We start from the raw sequence: 17,013 nt of genomic DNA, 5'->3' as shown, positions 1-17,013 counted from the left end.
CGACGCGGCAGCGCCGGCTAGCAAGAAGTGGCCAGGTTCTGCGACTGGTTCGCGGCGTAGCCGTTGTCGCGGGAGCCGATCGAGCCACCGGTGACGACCTGGCGCTTCAACTTGCGTTTGCCGTGCGACGACTTGTCGGAGTCCGGATGCTCGGACTGCTCGATGGCCTGGTCGACCGCGCGACGGATCACCTTCATGTCGGGGTTGGCTGTGTCGATCATCGGCGGCACCAGGGACACCGTCGCAATGGGCTCACTCTTCGCCTTGAGCGCGAGCGAGACGAAGTTGTCCACTTCACTGCGTGGCAGGTCGGTCGAGATCATCTCGGAGCTCGCCTTGGCGATCTTCTCGAAGTTGGCCACCGCCGTCTGCGGGCTGATCTGCTGGAGCATCGCTCCCATCACACACTTCTGCCGCGCCATCCGTGAGTAGTCGTCCGAGCCATCTCGAGCCCGGGCGAACCACAGCGTCTGGAAGCCGTTGAGCTTGCGCACACCCGGCTTGAGGTAGCCGGTCACGTCGCTGCCCAGGCCACCGACCGGGATCGGCTGACGCACGTTCAGCGTCACGCCCCCGACCGCATCGACCAGCCCCTTGAAGCCCTCGAGGTTCACCATCGCCCAGTAGTTGATCTTCAGGTCGGTGATGCCCTCGATCGCCATGATGGTGGCGTCTACTCCCGGGGCCTTGGAGTGCGGGAACAGGTCGGTGTGGTCGCCGGCCCAGGTGCTGACGCCGTTGAGATAGCAGCCCGTGCAGTCGAAGCCGTGAGGGAACTGCTTGTCCATCACCGAGCCGGCCGCGAACGGGAAGTTCTCCATGTTCCGCGGCAGCCCGATCAGCACGGTCCGGCCGGTCCGGGCGTCGATGCTGGCGATGGTCATCGAGTCGGGCCGCAGCCCCCATCGACCAGCGCCGGAGTCACCGCCGAGCAAGAGCACGTTGAACCGACCGTCGTGAGCACCGGTGGCATCGCCGGTGCCGAACATGGTGACGATGAAGTCGCGCTGGACGGCCACCAGGTGCGCGCCGAAGAGCAGCGTGCCGGCGACCGCGAACGACAAGAACCCGTTGAGGCCCACGGCTGCCAACCGCTGGCGTTGCTGGAGACTCAGCGGCTGCCCCAGTCGCCAGGCGTCGACGAACAACGCTGCCCAGCCGAGGGCCAGCGCGACGAGGAGCAGCCGCAGCACGCCCAGCAGAGCAACGTTGGCGGCCAAGGTGAAGACCAGCTCACGATGGATCAGCACCGCCACCGCGGTGAGCAGGCCAGTCGCCAGCAACGCCATCCATACCCGCAGCGCGATCCTGCCGACCCGCTTGTCGCCCGCGACGAGCTGCGCCGAGCCGGGCAGGAGGAGGGTCATCAGCATCAGCGCGACCGCACGCCGGAAGCGCACTCGAGCGGCGCGGTCAGCACTGGCCAGGCGCGCTGTGGACGGCCGTGGCTGCGGGTGGGGTGGCCCGGGGGAAGGACGGGCGGACATCGAGGCCCTCTCTTGCTGGGGAAGTGGCAAGGGTGGTGAGAGCCAGTATCACCAGTCGTGCCCCCTCCAACCAGCCGCGACGCGCCGAGCAACCGCCCGACGAACCCGGGAGATCTGGGCATCGTTCGCTACCGTCGTGGCCATGGCGGACGGTCCTCGAGCACCCGGCGGCCCCGAGAAGGGGACTCCCGAGTACGACTGGCTCTATGGTCCCGACCCCGCGGCAGCCGGCGGAGCCGACGACGATCCGACCCTGCCCATGGCGGCGGCCGGACCCGATGCCACCCGGTTGATGAAGACCACACCGGTGGACTCCGGCCAGGGCGACCCTCGCACGCCCACGGCGCCGCGCCGCGCACAACAGCCTCCGGGCCAACCACCCGTGGGGCCGCCGACAGCGTCGCCCCGCAAGAAGCGCCGGTTCGGTGGCTGGTTCTGGGCCCGGCTGGTCCTGGTCGCCTGGTTGGCGTTCCTCGTCGCCGTGCCGTTCTGGGCCTGGAGCAAGATCGAGAAGGTGGACGCGTTCCCGGACAAGGGCCGACCCGGCGACCAGGACGGGACGACGTACCTCGTCGTCGGCAGCGACTCCCGTGAGGGCCTGTCGGCCGCCCAACGCAAGAGGCTCGGCACAGGCGACGCGGCCGGCGAGCGGACCGACACGATCATGTTGCTGCACACCGGATCGGGCCCCAACCTGCTGCTGTCGATCCCCAGGGACTCGCTGGTCGAGATCCCCGGCCACGGCACCACCAAGATCAACGCCGCCTTCGCGTACGGCGGACCCAAGCTGCTGGTGCAGACGATCGAGAACAGCACCGGCATCCGCATCGACGACTACATCGAGATCGGCTTCGGCGGGTTCGTCAACGCCGTCGACGCGGTCGGTGGTGTCGAGATCTGCCCGACCCGGGCGATGAAGGACCCGCTGGCCAATCTCGACATCCCGAAGGGGTGTCAGCAGGCCGACGGCGTCACCGCGCTCGGCTATGCCCGATCGCGGCATGTGTATGCCGACAGCGACTTCACGCGCGTCGTGCACCAGCGCGAGGTCGTCTCCGCTGTCGGCCACAAGGCGGTCTCGCCCTGGTCGGTCGTCAACCCCGTTCGCTACTGGCGGCTGAACATGGCGCTCGACTCGCTAAGGATCAGCAAAGGCACCGGCCCGATCGCGCTCGGCAAGTTCGGCTGGGCGATGACCCACCTGTCCGGCTCCGGTGGGATGAGCTGCACCGTTCCCGTCGCCGACAGTGCGATCCATTGGGACACCGAGCGCGCGGATGCTCTCTTCAAGCTGATCGCTGCCGACGAGACCGACAAGGTCGGCAAGTCGCTCTGCACCGCCAAGGGCTACTGACCCCCTGTGGCGGAGGCGCCTCAGGTCTGCAGCTCCTGGCCCGGATGTGCTGCCCGCCACGCCTCCAACGCCCTGGGGCCGCGTCCGGATCGCCGGCCGCACAGCGGACTAGCGGTCGTCCTGCGGGTGGACGCCGGTGGGGATGTCGAGCCGGTCGAGCTGCCGCAACCCCGGCATCCCGAGGGCCGTGAGCGCAGCGAGGACCCCCAGCGTCGCGAACACCAGAGCGGCAGCCTGGACGCCGAGCCACTCCACCAGCGGTCCGGCGATCAGCAATCCGAACGGTCCGGCCGCATAGGCGCTGGAGGTGATCACGCCGATCACCCGGCCGCGCAGCGTCTCCGGGGTGAGCAACTGGATGGCCAGGTTGCCGATCGGGTTCACCGGCCCGTAGAGCGCCCCGACCCCGACCGAGAGGGTGACCATCAACCAGAACGGTGGGAACAAGGCGACTGCGGCGAGCAGCACACAGGTGATGACGATGCTCCAGACGAACCGGAGGCCCTCGGCGGTGCCCCGCCAGATGCCCGCGACCGCCGCGTGCTCAGGTGGCCTGCCAGCGCCCGGGAGGCCGCGGATGCACACGGTCAGGATCGTCGACAACGCGAAGCCGGTGGCCGTCACCCAGAGCGCGTTGAGCGGACCGAACCAGCCGAGGGTCAGCGTCCCGACGACGTCCACCAGCGGGATCGCGGCGACGGCCAGCCCGGAAAGGATGTCGGAGGCGACGGAGGTCCGCTTGCGCCCGACGATGTCGACCAGGGTGCCCGCGAAGACACTCGACACGAGCAGCGGCAGGAGCGTCGCCGCCGAGACCAGGCCCGCGATGCCGGCGCTTCCGGTGAGGTCGAGGACCAGCCACGGCAGCACCACCAGCGCCACACCGTTGCCGATGCCGGACAGGAGCGTGCCGGTCTCCAAGAGCAGGACGGGGCCACGATGCCTCCGCGACGACATCGGCGGCCTCCTCCTTCCTCGCCCACTCGACTCCTCGATTCGGCCGGCTGGCGGCTACTGGTGCGGACGACGCGTCAGGTGCGTCGTACGCACCAGTAGTCGACGCCATAGGCTCCGCCAGTGACCCCAGCCACCCGCCAGCGTGCCCACTCCGTCGGCGTCCTGATGCTCGCCGTGGCGGTGGCGGCGGTCAATCTGCGACCGGGCGCCACCGCGATCGGGCCGGTCCTGGAGGAGTTGCGCGCCGGGCTCGACATGGGCGCCGGGGCGGCCGGACTCCTGACCGCATTGCCACCACTGTGCTTCGGTCTGGGCGGCGCGGCGGCGGTCACCCTCGCCCGGCGGATCGGCCTAAGCGGAAGCATCGCAGCTGGGCTGGTCGCCGCGACGGCCGCACTTCTGCTTCGGGTGCTGACGGATGTCGAGCCGGTCTTCCTCGCCCTGACCGTCGTGGCACTGCTCGCCATGGCGCTGGGCAACGTCTTGGTGCCCGCATGGATCAAGCACGACGGTGCGGGCGCCGATGTGATCTTGATGACGGTTTTCAGCACTGGGCTCGTCGTCGGTGGCGCGTTGGGGCCGCTGGTCACCGCGCCGGTGGCGGAGCACCTCGGAGGCTGGCGTGTCGCGCTGGGCGGATGGAGTGCCCTGATGGCAGTCGCGCTGCCGCTGTGGATCTGGCTGGCGGCCCACGAACGGGGCCGCGGCGCCGACGAGGCTGCGCCGCTGCAGGCTCCCGAGGGACGGATGGCCTCCTCGCCCACCGCCGTCGCGATGACTGCTCTCTTCGGGATGCAGTCGATGCACGCCTACATCCAGTTCGGCTGGCTGCCCCAGATCTACCGCGACCATGGCCTCTCGGCCGCGCACGCCGGTGCGCTCCAGGCCGTGTTGGCCGGTGTCGGTGTTCTCGGTGCCCTGCTCATGCCGACCGTGGCGGCGCGCACGACCAACCTCACGCCGTACATCTTGAGCTTCGGGGCGCTCCTGGTCGGCGGCTACCTCGGGCTGCTCGTCGCCCCGACGACGGTCCCGTGGCTGTGGGCCCTGCTGTTGGGAGTCTCGGGCTTCGCCTTCCCCCTCACCATCGCTCTGATCACCGCCCGCACCCGAGCATCCGCGGTCACAGCCCAGCTGTCCGGCTTCGTGCAGCCGATCGGCTATCTCTTCGCCGCGCTCGGCCCGCTTGCCGTCGGGCTGATCCACGCCGCCACCGGTGGCTGGACGCTCGTCCTCGTGCTGCTGATGCTCTCCGCCGTGCCGTTCACCCTCGCCGGTCTGCGTGTCGCCCGTCCGGTGTACGTCGACGACGAGCTCGCCTAGCGGTGGGGCGTGCGCGCTCCAGGGCCACGGACTACAGCGGATCGATGCGTGCGATCAGTGTCTCCGCGGCCCCGGTGCGAGCAGCAACGACTGCGGCGACACTCGTCTTCGGTGAGTTCGATGCGGTTCATCCACAGGTCGAGCAGCCGTGCTCGGCGCATCGGCGCAGACCGAGGGACACTTGAAGGATCACCCAAGAAGGCGACCTATGGCCGGCAGCATCGCCAAGAGACCTGACGGACGCTGACGCGCCCACTACCGCGACGATGCGGGCAAAGAGCACGCCCAGCACTTCGAGCGACGAGTCGACGCGCAGCGTTGGCTGGATCAGGTCACGGCAACCATGTTGGCCGGGACCTACGCCGACCCCAAGGCCGGGAAGATCACGTTCGCTTCCTTCTACGCCGAGTGGTCGGCCCGGCAGGTGTGGGCGCCGGGCACCGTGACCGCGATGTCACTGGCGGCCCGGACTGTCCCCTTCGGCGCGAAGCCGATCAAGCTGGTCCGGCAGTCAGAGGTGGAGGCCTGGATCAAGGGCATGGACGCGGGTGGTCTCGCGCCGGGACGATCAAGACCCGCTTCGTGAATGTTCGCTCGGTCTTCCGCGCGGCGCTCAAGGACAAGGTCATCGGCACAGACCCGACCGAGGGCGTTCGGCTGCCGCGTGGCCGGCGGGCCGAGGTAGCCATGTCGATCCCCACCCCCGAGGACGTCGGGACGCTCCTGGCCGTCTCGGACGAGCGGTTCCGTGCCTTCGTGGCGCTATGCGCCTTCGCCGGGCTCCGGCTCGGCGAAGCGGCAGGTGTTCAGGTCGGCGACATCCACTTCCTGCGCAAGACCCTGACGGTCCGGCGTCAGGTGCAGCGGGTCAACGGCGGCTCGATCGACATCCGGCCGCCGAAGTACGGCTCCGAGCGCGTCATCTACCTCGCCGACTCACTGGTCACCGTGCTTGCCCAGCATGTCGCGTCATCCGGCAGAACCGAACCCGACGAGTGGCTGTTCGTCGGCGAGGGTGACGACCCGCCGCACCAGAACACCGTCGGCTACTGGTGGCGCAAGACTCTGCGGGACGCCGGCCTGTCCGGGATCAAGCTCCACGACCTGCGGCACTTCTACGCCTCCGGCCTGATCGCCGCCGGGTGCGACGTCGTGACTGTTCAGCGCGCCCTCGGCCACTCGAAGGCGACCACGACGCTGAGCACCTACGCGCACCTGTGGCCGACCGCCGAGGACCGCACCCGCAAGGCCGCCGAGTCGATCATGTCCGCGTCGCTTGGACGCCCAGAGACTGCCGATACGGTGCGGCAATAGAAAACCCGCCCCTCGAAGGAGGCGGGTGGTATGCACCAAGTATTGCACGAGGGGTTGGCGGAGCCAACTCAACGACGAGACTCACCACGGAGCTGGTTTCGTCAAGTTCCCGATCGTGGCGGGCAGTTGACACGTCGTCAGGTCGGTGGCGTCGAGTTGGTGCCACCAGTGGCCACCCACGCCGTCGGCCTGGTCGCCCTTCAGATCACCCGCGAGCATGCTTCGCGTCGGATTCACGGTTCCCACCGGGACCCGGAGCCTCGCCTCCCGGATTGGGAACGCCAAGTCGCTGTCGTTGCTGATGACGACCGCCGCGTCCACACCACCCTGAAGCACGTCGAGCAACAGGTGCGAAGCGACGTTGACGTCGCTGCCCTTCTCCTCCCGACGCGCGACCGAGGCCATGAACATCGCGTCCGGGACATCGCCCACCGCGGCGTCCTTGACCATGATCGGCCAATCAGGCCGGGTGATAACGGGTCGCCCACGACGGTTGGCCGTCGCAAGCGGCGCGGTCGCCACGCGCGACACGTAGTTGCCGAGTTCGATGACATCGGCGGAGCCTGCCGCTTCCAGTGCTCGTAGGTAGACGTGCTGCTCCCTCGGGCCCGGGGCATTGGGCTCGCTCGGATCTGCCTTGATTCGAGCCGTGCAGTAAACGACCCGAGTCGCGCTCACCTGCCAGCCTGCCTGGGAAACAACCAATCGTTCCCCGAGTGCCCGAAGGTCGAGCCATCGCCAGCCGGTCGTACCGCGCCCACAGATGCCTCTCGCCCCGTAATAGAGGTTGAAGCCATCGATGTACACGCCGACCCGCATGGATCAACGGTAGCGGTCGCCTCCGCCAATCCGCCGAGCAGTGGCGCGGCGGGGCAGTGATCGAAACTCTTGCGGACTTTTTGCGGACTAGCGGCCCTCGCAGCGAGGCGATATAGCCTCTGACCTGCGGAAACGCGGGCGGATCACACGTTGAAGCGGAACTCGACCACGTCGCCGTCGTGCATGACGTAGTCCTTGCCCTCCATCCGGACCTTGCCGGCCTCCTTGGCCTTGAGCATGGAGCCGGCGGCGACCAGGTCGTCGTACGACACGACCTCGGCCTTGATGAAGCCGCGCTGGAAGTCGGTGTGGATGACGCCGGCGGCCTCGGGGGCCGTCGCGCCCTTGCGGATCGTCCAGGCGCGGGCCTCCTTGGGGCCGGCGGTGAGGTAGGTCTGCAGGCCGAGGGTGTCGAAGCCGACTCGGGCCAGCACCTCGAGGCCCGGCTCGTCGACGCCGAGCTCGTGGAGGAGCTCGCGCGCCTCGTCCTCGTCGTCGAGCTCGACCAGCTCGGCCTCGAACTTGGCGTCCAAGAAGATCGCCTCGGCCGGGGCGACCAGCGCACGCATCCGGTCCTTGAGCTCCTCGTCGGCCAGTTCGTCGGCATCGCAGTTGAAGACGTAGAGATAGGGCTTCGCGGTGAGCAGCGTCAACTCGCGGATGAGAGTGACGTCCACCGACGTCGCGATCACCGGAGCGCCGGCCTCAAGGGCTTCCTGTGCCTCCTTGGCTGCGGCGACGACGGGCAGCAGGTCCTTCTTGCCCTTCGCCTCCTTCTCCAACCGGGGGATCGCCTTCTCCAGCGTCTGCAGATCGGCGAGGATCATCTCGGTCTGGATCGTGGTGATGTCCGAGGCGGGGTCGATCTCGCCGTCGACGTGGGTGACGTCGGGGTCGCGGAAGACCCGGGTGACCTGACAGATCGCGGCCGACTCGCGGATGTGGGACAAGAACCGGTTGCCGAGCCCCTCACCCTCGGAGGCACCACGGACGATGCCGGCGATGTCCACGAACTCCACGGTCGCCGGGAGGATCCGCTCGGAGCCGAAGATCCCCGCCAGCACTCCCAGCCGGGGATCGGGCACACCGACCACGCCGACGTTCGGCTCGATGGTGGCGAACGGATAGTTCGCGGCGAGCACGTCGTTCTTGGTCAGGGCGTTGAAGAGCGTCGACTTCCCGGCGTTGGGGAGTCCGACGATGCCGATGGTGAGTGCCACGTGCGCGGAGTCTACGGCGCGGCGGCGGCCGCTACCGAAACGTCGAGGATCTGTGTCGATCGCACGTGTGACAGGCTCGTGGCTGTGACCTCACCCGCCCTTCGTGAGCCCGAGCATCAGGTCTCGCCGCGGGCGGTGCGCTACTGGCGCATCGCCGCGGGGCTCCAGGCCGCCGTTCTCATCGTGCCGGCTGTGGTGGCCTACGTCTGGGTCCCCGTGCGGCCGTGGTGGGCGACGGTGCTGCTCGTCCTCCTCGTCCTGGTGACTGCCGGACGGGTCGTGGTGATGCCCGGGCTGCGCTACCGGATCCACCGGTGGGAGGTGACCCCGACCGCCATCTTCACTCGCTCGGGATGGGTCAGCCGCGAGGAGCGCATCGCCCCGCTGAACCGGGTGCAGACCGTCGACTCCCACCAGTCCCCGACGATGAGGCCGTTCAAGCTCGCCACGATCACGGTCACCACTGCCTCGGCAGCCGGGCCGGTCCGCATCGACTGCCTCGACGAAGCGGTGGCGCGTCGGGTGGTCGCCGAGCTGACCGAGATCACGGGCACCTCGGAGGGGGACGCGACGTGACCGACCCGTCGTCGTACGACGACCAGGGACCGGAGCCGACCCTCCCCGGGCCGAACCCGGAGCCGGTCGTTCCGGGGCCGACCGACGCGGAGTGGCAGCGGTTGGACCCCCGGATGCTGCTGATCGGGCCGCTGCACGCGTTGAAGGACTTCGCGATCCCGCTCGTCATTGCGCTGGTCGGCATCACCAGCTCGGCCGGCTCGCTGTCGTGGTACTTCGCCGGACCGATGCTGCTGGCCCCGATCCTCTTCGGCTTCCTGCCCTGGATCACCACGCGCTACCGGGTGACCGCCACGCAATTCCAGCTGCGCAAGGGACTGATCGGGCGTAAGCAAGTCACCGCGCCGCTCGATCGGGTCCGCAGCGTCGACCTCGAGGCATCACTGCTCCACCGGCTGCTCAGCCTGACGAAGGTCCAGATCGGCACCGGTGTCGACGACACCCGGATCGAGTTGAATGCCCTCGGGGTCCCAGCAGCCGAGGAGCTGCGGAGATTCCTGTTGGCGCGCGCTCACCCTGCCGTTTGGGCCCAAACCACAACGAAACCCGCTCCGGACGTGCAGTTTCGGCCCAATCCCGAAGAGTCGTGGACCACAGCCGAGGGCGGCAGCGATGCACCGGAGCCCCCGAATCCGGCGTACGACGCCCCCCAGGTGCTCGCCACCATCGACTGGTCGTGGCTGAGATTCGCACCGTTCAGCCTGTCCCGGCTGGTGGTGGTGGCGGGCGCGATCGGCCTGCTCAGTCAGTACGGCGACCGGCTGCCGTTCTGGGACCAGCAACACCTCGAGCACGCCTGGCAGTGGCTGTTGGGGTTCGCCCTGGCGCTGGTGATCGTGATCGGGATGCTGGGTGGCCTGACTCTGTGGCTGTTGATCTCGATCAGCGGCTACGTCATCCAATGGTGGAACCTCCAACTGACCCGTGAGCACGGGACGATCCGGCTCACTTCGGGCGCCTTCACCACTCGGTCGACCACCGTGGAAGAAGCGCGCGTCCGCGGCGTGGAGATGGTCGAGCCCGTGTTGTTGCGACTGGTGCGGGGTGGCGAGCTCTCGACGCTTGCGACCGGGGTCTCCGAGGGGGTCACCCGCGTGCTGCCGCCGTGCCCCGTAGCCGTCTGCGAGTCGGTCGGGCATGCACTGCTCGACCCACACCACCACCCCGAGACCGCTGGCCCGCTGACGGACGCCCTTGTCCAGCACGGCCCGGCCGCCAAGCGCCGCTGCCACATCCGCTCCCAGCGGGTCGCCGCCGTCGCGCTCGCCGTCGCGATCGCGGCAACCATCTGGCTCGACCTGCCCTGGTGGCTGCTGGTGCTGGTCGGACTGGCATTCGCGGCCCTCGGGATGGCTGTCGCTGAGGCTGAGTATCGCCATCTCGGCCACCGGCTGGACCCCGATCACCTGACCGCGGGCTCCGGCGCGCTCACGCGTCGTCGTACCGTCTTGGAGCGCGACGGCGTCATCGGGTGGGTCGTCAAGCAGACCTGGTTCCAGCGGCGGCGCGGCCTGGCGACACTGGTGGCCACGACCGCGGCCGGCCATGAGCACGTCGAGGTCCGTGACCTGCCCCTGGCCCGCGCCATCGATTTGTGCTGGCAGGTGACCCCGGACGCTCTGCGCCCCTTCCTGGCGGGCGATCCGGTCCGCACGGTGCGCCCGTAGGCTCGGGCCGTGCGCATCGCCACCTGGAACGTCAACTCCCTCCGATCCCGCATCGCCCGCGTCGAGGCCTTCCTCCAACGCCACGAGATCGACGTGCTCGCGGTCCAAGAGACCAAGGCTCGCGAGGACCAGCTGCCACTGATGGGCCTGCAGTCCCTGGGGTACGACGTCGCGGCGGCGGGCTACAACCAGTGGAACGGGGTCGCGATCATCAGCCGGGTCGGCCTCGACGATGTCCAGATCGGCTTCGAGGGCATGCCCGGCTGGGGTGACCCGGCCGGCGCTGAGGCTCGGGCGATCGGCGCCGTGGCGGGCGGCGTACAGATCTGGTCGCTCTACGTCCCCAACGGCCGCAAGGTCGACGATCCGCACTACCACTACAAGCTCGACTGGCTCGCCCGTCTCCGCGACGCCTCGACCGGCTGGCTCGACCGACCTACCGCATTGGTCGGCGACTGGAACATCGCGCCGCGAGACGAGGACGTGTTCGACATCGCGGCGTTCGCCAAGGACACCCACGTGACCCCGCCGGAGCGGGCCGCCTTCCAGGCCTTCCTCGACGAGGGGTACGCCGACCTGGCCCGCCCCTACACCCCCGGCCCCGATGTCTATACCTACTGGGACTACTACCGTCAGCGCTTCGAGCGCAACCGCGGCATGCGCATCGACTTCCTGCTCGGCTCACCCAGCCTCCAGGCCCGCGTCACCGGCGCCTTCGTCGACCGCGACGAGCGAGCCGGCACCGGCGCCTCCGACCACGCACCCGTGGTGGTGGATGTCGCTGACGACTGACCTGCTGTGGACAACTCGCGATAGTACGGTCCCGATTGGCTGTCTTGCCGCACGGAGACCAGCCAATCGGGACCGTACTACCCGAAGTCCCTGTGGAGGAGCGGGAAGTGTCGGGGGTCCCGGGCACGGTGGTGGCATGGAGATCTGGGTGCTACTGACCGGACTGGCTTGGGGCCTCGTCTTGGGCGCGGGTGTGGGCTGGCTCGCTGCGCGAGTGCGGACCGCTGCCGTGGATGCCGCCGCGAGCGGCACGGCCGAGATCACCGAGGTGGAGCGGCGCAGCCTCGAACAGCAGAGCGCAGACCGGGCGGTCGTGCAGGAAGGGCTCGAGCGGCTCCAGGATCAACTGCGCGATCTGGAGCACAATCGAGCCGCCTGGCAAGGTCAGCTCGCCCAGCAGGTGCTGGACATGCGGCACACCGCCGACCTGCTCCGGCGCGAGACTCAGTCGCTGGCCACCGCGCTGCGGCGGCCGCAGGTGCGGGGCCGGTGGGGCGAGTTGCACCTGCGCCGCGCCGTCGAGCTGGCCGGGATGGTCCCGCATGTGGACTTCACCGAGCAGGAGCAGCTTGCTGACGGCGCCCTCCGGCCAGACCTGGTCGTCAAGCTCGCGGGCGGGCGGCGGATCGTGGTCGACGCCAAGGTGCCGCTCGACGCCTTCCTCGACGCCTGTTCCGCGGACGACGATCGTGATCACCACATGAGGCGTCATGCGGGGCAGCTGCGGCAGCACGTGGACAACCTCGCCGCGAAGCGCTACTGGCGGGCACTGCCCGAAACGCCGGAGTTCGTGGTCCTCTTCGTGCCCGCGGAGTCGTTCTTGTCGGCGGCGCTGGAGGTGGAGTCCGACCTGCTGGAGTACGCCGCCGCGCGCCAGGTGGTGCTCGCCACCCCGACGACGCTGATCGCGCTCCTGCGCACCGTCGCCCACGGATGGACCCACGAGACACTCGCCGACCAGGCGCAGGAGATCCACCGGCTTGGGCGCGACCTGCACGCTCGGCTGGCGACGATGTCCGGTCACCTCGACCAGGTCGGCCGCTCGCTCAACGCAGCTGTCACCCACTTCAACACCGCCGTCGGCTCGCTGGAGACCCGGGTGCTGGTCTCGGCGCGCCGGTTCAGCGAGCTGGCGGTCACCGATGACGAGCTGCCCGGCCCCCGGCAGGTCGAGGTGCGAGCCCGCACCGTAGCCGTCCGCAGCCTCCCCCGCGAGGTTCGGCGCGGCGCCGACGCTGCCTCGAGCCTTGACCATAACGTTGCCCTGTGAGCCAGAGCTCCGTCGCGTGGCCTGAGGGTCGCGAGTCCGGTCGCCACGTCGTGGCGCTGGGCATTGCGATCGCGCTCACCGTGGTGACCCTGGACCTGCTGCTGGTCGGCCGGCTCAGTCTGTTCTTCGACCTCTGTTTCGTGGCGCTCTGCGTCGGCCTCGCCTTCGCCGTGCGCCGTGCCGACATGTTCACCGTCGGGGTGCTGCCACCACTCATCATGGCGACCATCCTCATCCTGCTCGCACTCGTGTCGCCCGGGTGGATCGCGCAGCCCCATGACGGGGTGATCCAGGCTGTGGTCACTGGTCTGGCCACCCACAGCGCCGCCCTCGCTGGCGGCTACGCCCTCTGCCTGATCACCCTGGCCGCCAGGCAGCGCCAAACACGAGCCGATCGCCCAGGCTGATCAGACCTCGAAGCGGGTTGGGTCACCGGAGCCGACCCTGGCCACCTGGGGCACGTCGTCGGACCAGTCGACCACGGTGGTTGGCTCCGCGATCACCTCTCCGGCATCGACCACGATGTCGAGCGCGTGGTCGAGCTCCTCCTTGACCTCCCAGCCGTTCGTCCGCGCCTGGGTCTCGCCCGGGAGGATCAGCGTGCTCGACAAGAGCGGCTCGCCTAGTGCCTCGAGCAGCGCACGCACCACGGTGTGGTCGGGGATCCGCACGCCGACGGTCCGCTTCTTGGGGTGCATCAACCGTCGCGGCACCTCCGGCGTCGCGGGCAAGATGAAGGTGTAGGCGCCTGGCGTGGCCGCCTTGATCGCCCGGAACGCGGCGTTGCTGATGTGGACGTACTGCCCGAGCTGGGCGAAGTCGCGGCAGACCAGCGTGAAGTGATGCCGCTCGTCGAGGTCGCGGATCCGCACGATCCGGTCTCGACCGTCGCGGTTGCCGGGTCGACAGCCGAGGGCATAGCCGGAGTCGGTCGGGTAGGCGATCAGCGCATCGTCGTCGCGGACCGCTGCGACCACCTGGTCGACCAACCGGGCCTGCGGGTTGTCGGGGTGCAGGTCGACATAGCGGGCCATCGGATCAGCCCTGCTGAGCGGCGCGCAGGTCCCGGCGGAGCTCGGGTGGCAACGCGAAGATCAGACTCTCCTCCGCGCTGTGCACCGCCCGGGCGTCGGGGTAGCCGCGCTCGGCGAGGAACTGCAACACCCCCTGCACCAGCTCTTCTGGCACCGAGGCGCCCGAGGTCACGCTCACGGTGTTGACGCCCTCCAGCCAGGCCTGCTGGATCTCGGTGGCGTCGTCGACCCGGTGCGCCGCGCGGGCGCCCGCCTCGAGCGCGACCTCGACCAGACGCACGGAGTTGGACGAGTTGCCCGACCCCACCACGATCACCAGATCGGACTCCCGAGCGATCTCCTTCACCGCAAGCTGCCGGTTTTGGGTCGCGTAGCAGATGTCGTCGCTGGGCGGATCGAGCAACTCGGGGAACCGTTCGCGGATCGCGGCGACCGTCGCCATCGTCTCGTCCACCGACAGCGTCGTCTGGGACAGCCAGGCGACCTTGCTCGGATCGCGTACGACGACGCCCGCGACGTCCTCGGGACTCTGCACCAGCTGGATGTGCCCGGGGGCCTCGCCCGCAGTGCCCTCGACCTCTTCGTGGCCCGCGTGCCCGATGAGCAGGATGTCGTAGTCCTCCCCCGCGAAGCGCTTGGCCTCGTGGTGCACCTTGGTGACCAGCGGGCAGGTGGCGTCGATGGTCTTCAGAGCACGCTCGTCCGCTTGTCGATGCACCTCGGGCGAGACGCCGTGCGCGGAGAACACCACGGTGGCGCCTTCGGGCACCTCGTCCAGCTCCTCGACGAAGATCGCCCCACGAGCCTCCAAGGTGGCGACCACATGTCGGTTGTGCACGATCTGCTTGCGCACATAGACGGGGGCGCCGTAGAGATCCAGCGCCTTCTCGACGGTGATGACGGCTCGATCCACCCCGGCGCAGTAGCCACGCGGCGCCGCCAGCAGGACCGCGCGATCCGAGTCATCGGCGGGCAGCACGATGGGGGTGCCGAGGTCGGTGGCCATGGCGCCCAGTGTAGGAGATGGACCAGTGTCACCTGATCACACGAGCACGCACTCGTCGGGGTGACGGCTACGCTCCCGGGGTGGCCTTGCAGACCTCACCCGAGCAGCCCGCTCCGGTCCGGCAGATCGCCAACGCGATCGCCGGCTGGGTGGACCGGCTCGGCGCGGTCTGGGTCAGCGGGCAGATCGCGCAGGTCAACCGGCGACCCGGGGTCGGCACCGTGTTCATGACGCTGCGCGACCCAGTCGCCGACATCTCGGTGACGGTGACCTGTGCGCGCACGCTGGTCGACAGCATGAACCCGCCGCTGGTCGAGGGCGCCAGTGTCGTGGTCCACGCCAAGCCCCTCTACTACGCCAATCGCGGCAGCCTCTCCCTCAGCGCCCGCGAGATCCGCATGGTCGGACTAGGCGAGCTGTTGGCCCAGTTGGAGCGACGTCGACAACTGCTGGCGGCCGAGGGACTGTTCGCCCCCGAGCTCAAGCGGACACTGCCGTTCCTCCCTACCGGCGTCGGCTTGGTCACGGCCCCGGCGTCGGCTGCCGAGCGCGACGTGCTGGAGAACGCACGCCGCCGGTGGCCTTCGGTCGCCTTCGTCACCGCGTACGCCGCCGTGCAGGGACCGCGCGCTGCCAGCGAGGTGATCGAGGCGTTCCAGCGACTCGACCGCGATCCTGCCGTGGACGTGATCGTCATCGCCCGGGGCGGCGGCTCGATCGAGGACCTGCTGCCCTTCTCCGACGAGGCACTGATCCGGGCCGTTCATGGCCGGCGGACCCCCGTCGTCTCCGCGATCGGCCATGAGCAGGACAGCCCGCTGCTCGACCTGGTCGCCGACCTGCGCGCCTCGACGCCTACCGACGCCGCCAAGCTGGTCGTCCCCGATGTGGCGGAGGAGATCCGCGGTGTCGCCTGGGCGCGCGACCGGATCCGCACCGTGCTGAGACAACTGGTCGACCGGGAGCTCAGCGAGCTCACCGCCCTGCGCTCACGCCCGGTGCTGGCCGATCCCCGCTCCCTGGTGGAGGGTCGCGCCGGGGAGATCGAGGCCATGCTCGACCGCGCCCGGCGCGCCTTCGCCCATGCCCTGGACCGCGCCCACGACGACATCGCCCATCACCGTGCCAGGGCGCGCGCTCTCTCACCGCTGGCCACGCTGCAACGCGGCTATGCCATCGTCCAGGACAGCCAGGGCGGGGTGGTCACCTCCGTCGACGACGTCGAGAGCCGCGACCTGCTGGCTGTGCGGGTCGCCGACGGTCGGATCCATGTCTCGGTCGGTGACACCGAAACCCTCCCGCTGACCACCGAATCGGATTCGGCGGCCGACCAACCCCCAGACTCAGGAGCACACCATGACTGACGGTCCCGAGACGACTGTCGACCCGGAGCAGCTCAGCTATGAGGCCGCGCGCACCGAGCTGGTCGAGGTGGTGCGGCAGTTGGAGGTCGGCGGCGCCACCTTGGAGGAGTCGCTGGCGCTCTGGGAGCGGGGCGAGGCGCTGGCGACCGTGTGTCAGCGATGGCTCGACGGCGCTCGCGAGCGGTTGGCGGCCGCCACCGACGAGGAGTGAACTCGCCGGCCCCCCGCGGTCAGTCCTGGAGCCGGGCGGCAGTGAGCGAGCCGATCAGCCGCTCCAGGTCCTCGGGCGTTGCCGAGCCGTAGACCAGCACCCGGCCAGGTGGGACATCGGCGACATAGGCGGTGTCGCCGCCCGAGTCGGTGAAGGTGCGCCAGCGGGTCGCGACCTCGCTCTGCACCGTCACGGTGGGACCTTCAGCCGAATGCTCGTCGACGTAGGTCGCAAGCAGGTCGGACAGTGACTCGTCGGACTGCCGCACCCCGACGAAGGTGTCGGCATCGGTGAGGATCCCGACTCCCCAGGAGAGTCTGGCGGAAGGGTTGGTCGAGCTCGGGTCGACGTCGACGCTGGTCGGGATCCAGGACTTCGGGAGCCGAGCGGGATAGATCGGCAGCCTGCCCTCGTCCTGGAGCGCGCGCACGGCGGCGAGATAGTCCACGGCCTCGGGTCGCACGTCGAGGTCGTCGCGGTTGATCGACCGGAAGGCCACGAACGCGCCCACGGCCAGCAGAGTGACGATCATCGCGCCGATCAGCCCGGCCGTGCTGCGCTGGTAGCGGCCGGGCCGCTCGGGCCGACTGGTGCTGGTGTCGGGGCTGTCGCTCACCCG

At 69.4% G+C, this 17,013-nt stretch carries 18 protein-coding genes; 11 read left to right on the top strand and 7 right to left on the bottom strand.

Features of this window, described 5'->3' with window-relative positions; all coding sequences use genetic code 11:
• Window positions 1–17: 17 nt before the first annotated feature.
• Entirely contained in the window at window positions 18–1,487 is a 1,470-nt protein-coding gene (locus tag QM714_RS18065) for an LCP family protein (RefSeq protein ID WP_415102724.1), read from the bottom strand.
• Between the two features lie 142 nt (window positions 1,488–1,629).
• Between QM714_RS18065 and QM714_RS18060 the strand changes: the two genes are divergently transcribed.
• Window positions 1,630–2,841 (top strand): LCP family protein, encoded by a 1,212-nt coding sequence (locus QM714_RS18060; protein WP_415102723.1) that lies wholly within the window; start codon window positions 1,630–1,632, stop codon window positions 2,839–2,841.
• Window positions 2,842–2,949: 108 nt separating this feature from the next.
• On the opposite strand, the gene QM714_RS18055 is transcribed toward QM714_RS18060, so the two are convergent.
• Complete coding sequence (locus QM714_RS18055) at window positions 2,950–3,798, bottom strand: MFS transporter (protein ID WP_415102722.1); 849 nt, start codon at window positions 3,796–3,798, stop codon at window positions 2,950–2,952.
• Between the two features lie 120 nt (window positions 3,799–3,918).
• On the opposite strand from QM714_RS18055, the gene QM714_RS18050 reads away from it, so the two are divergent.
• The 3 genes from QM714_RS18050 to QM714_RS18040 all read left to right on the top strand — a co-directional run bounded on the left by QM714_RS18050 (window position 3,919) and on the right by QM714_RS18040 (window position 6,435).
• Window positions 3,919–5,121, top strand: coding sequence for an MFS transporter (locus QM714_RS18050; protein WP_415102721.1), 1,203 nt, complete (start codon window positions 3,919–3,921; stop codon window positions 5,119–5,121).
• A gap of 343 nt (window positions 5,122–5,464) precedes the next feature.
• Complete coding sequence (locus QM714_RS18045) at window positions 5,465–5,707, top strand: hypothetical protein (RefSeq protein ID WP_415102720.1); 243 nt, start codon at window positions 5,465–5,467, stop codon at window positions 5,705–5,707.
• Window positions 5,704–6,435, top strand: coding sequence for a tyrosine-type recombinase/integrase (locus tag QM714_RS18040; protein ID WP_415102719.1), 732 nt, complete (start codon window positions 5,704–5,706; stop codon window positions 6,433–6,435). The genes QM714_RS18045 and QM714_RS18040 overlap by 4 nt, the downstream gene beginning before the upstream one ends.
• 81 nt (window positions 6,436–6,516) lie before the next feature.
• Here the strand turns inward: QM714_RS18040 and QM714_RS18035 are convergent, their stop codons facing one another.
• Entirely contained in the window at window positions 6,517–7,113 is a 597-nt protein-coding gene (locus QM714_RS18035) for a hypothetical protein (RefSeq protein WP_415102718.1), read from the bottom strand.
• 284 nt (window positions 7,114–7,397) lie between these two features.
• On the bottom strand, window positions 7,398–8,474 hold the full coding sequence (gene ychF / locus QM714_RS18030) for a redox-regulated ATPase YchF (protein WP_415102717.1): 1,077 nt from the start codon (window positions 8,472–8,474) through the stop codon (window positions 7,398–7,400).
• Window positions 8,475–8,558: 84 nt separating this feature from the next.
• Between ychF and QM714_RS18025 the strand changes: the two genes are divergently transcribed.
• The 5 genes from QM714_RS18025 (at window position 8,559) to QM714_RS18005 (ending at window position 13,186) form a co-directional block, all read left to right on the top strand.
• Complete coding sequence (locus tag QM714_RS18025) at window positions 8,559–9,050, top strand: PH domain-containing protein (RefSeq protein ID WP_415102716.1); 492 nt, start codon at window positions 8,559–8,561, stop codon at window positions 9,048–9,050.
• Window positions 9,047–10,717 carry a PH domain-containing protein gene (locus tag QM714_RS18020; RefSeq protein ID WP_415102715.1) on the top strand — a complete coding sequence of 557 codons (1,671 nt, stop codon included), beginning with the start codon at window positions 9,047–9,049 and terminating at the stop codon, window positions 10,715–10,717. The genes QM714_RS18025 and QM714_RS18020 overlap by 4 nt, the downstream gene beginning before the upstream one ends.
• 9 nt (window positions 10,718–10,726) lie before the next feature.
• Complete coding sequence (locus tag QM714_RS18015) at window positions 10,727–11,509, top strand: exodeoxyribonuclease III (RefSeq protein WP_415102714.1); 783 nt, start codon at window positions 10,727–10,729, stop codon at window positions 11,507–11,509.
• A gap of 136 nt (window positions 11,510–11,645) precedes the next feature.
• Complete coding sequence (locus tag QM714_RS18010; RefSeq protein ID WP_415102713.1) at window positions 11,646–12,779, top strand: DNA recombination protein RmuC; 1,134 nt, start codon at window positions 11,646–11,648, stop codon at window positions 12,777–12,779.
• A complete protein-coding gene (locus QM714_RS18005; protein ID WP_415102712.1) occupies window positions 12,776–13,186 on the top strand; it encodes a DUF6542 domain-containing protein in 411 nt (136 codons plus the stop codon). The genes QM714_RS18010 and QM714_RS18005 overlap by 4 nt, the downstream gene beginning before the upstream one ends.
• Here QM714_RS18005 and QM714_RS18000 read toward each other — a convergent pair whose 3' ends face one another.
• Entirely contained in the window at window positions 13,187–13,813 is a 627-nt protein-coding gene (locus QM714_RS18000; protein ID WP_415102711.1) for an L-threonylcarbamoyladenylate synthase, read from the bottom strand.
• Window positions 13,814–13,817: 4 nt separating this feature from the next.
• Entirely contained in the window at window positions 13,818–14,819 is a 1,002-nt protein-coding gene (locus tag QM714_RS17995) for a 4-hydroxy-3-methylbut-2-enyl diphosphate reductase (RefSeq protein WP_415102710.1), read from the bottom strand.
• An 80-nt stretch (window positions 14,820–14,899) separates the two neighbouring features.
• On the opposite strand from QM714_RS17995, the gene xseA reads away from it, so the two are divergent.
• Entirely contained in the window at window positions 14,900–16,183 is a 1,284-nt protein-coding gene (gene xseA / locus QM714_RS17990) for an exodeoxyribonuclease VII large subunit (RefSeq protein ID WP_415102709.1), read from the top strand.
• On the top strand, window positions 16,176–16,394 hold the full coding sequence (locus QM714_RS17985) for an exodeoxyribonuclease VII small subunit (protein ID WP_415102708.1): 219 nt from the start codon (window positions 16,176–16,178) through the stop codon (window positions 16,392–16,394). Before xseA ends, QM714_RS17985 begins: the two co-directional genes overlap by 8 nt.
• A gap of 19 nt (window positions 16,395–16,413) precedes the next feature.
• On the opposite strand, the gene QM714_RS17980 is transcribed toward QM714_RS17985, so the two are convergent.
• A complete protein-coding gene (locus QM714_RS17980) occupies window positions 16,414–17,010 on the bottom strand; it encodes a DUF4245 domain-containing protein (protein WP_415102707.1) in 597 nt (198 codons plus the stop codon).
• Window positions 17,011–17,013 lie beyond the last annotated feature (3 nt).

This window comes from Nocardioides sp., from assembly GCF_047602075.1.
Taxonomy (GTDB): domain Bacteria; phylum Actinomycetota; class Actinomycetes; order Propionibacteriales; family Nocardioidaceae; genus Nocardioides.
The sequence above is the reverse complement of the archived record's forward strand: the minus strand, read 5'-3'. Positions and strand labels throughout refer to the sequence as shown.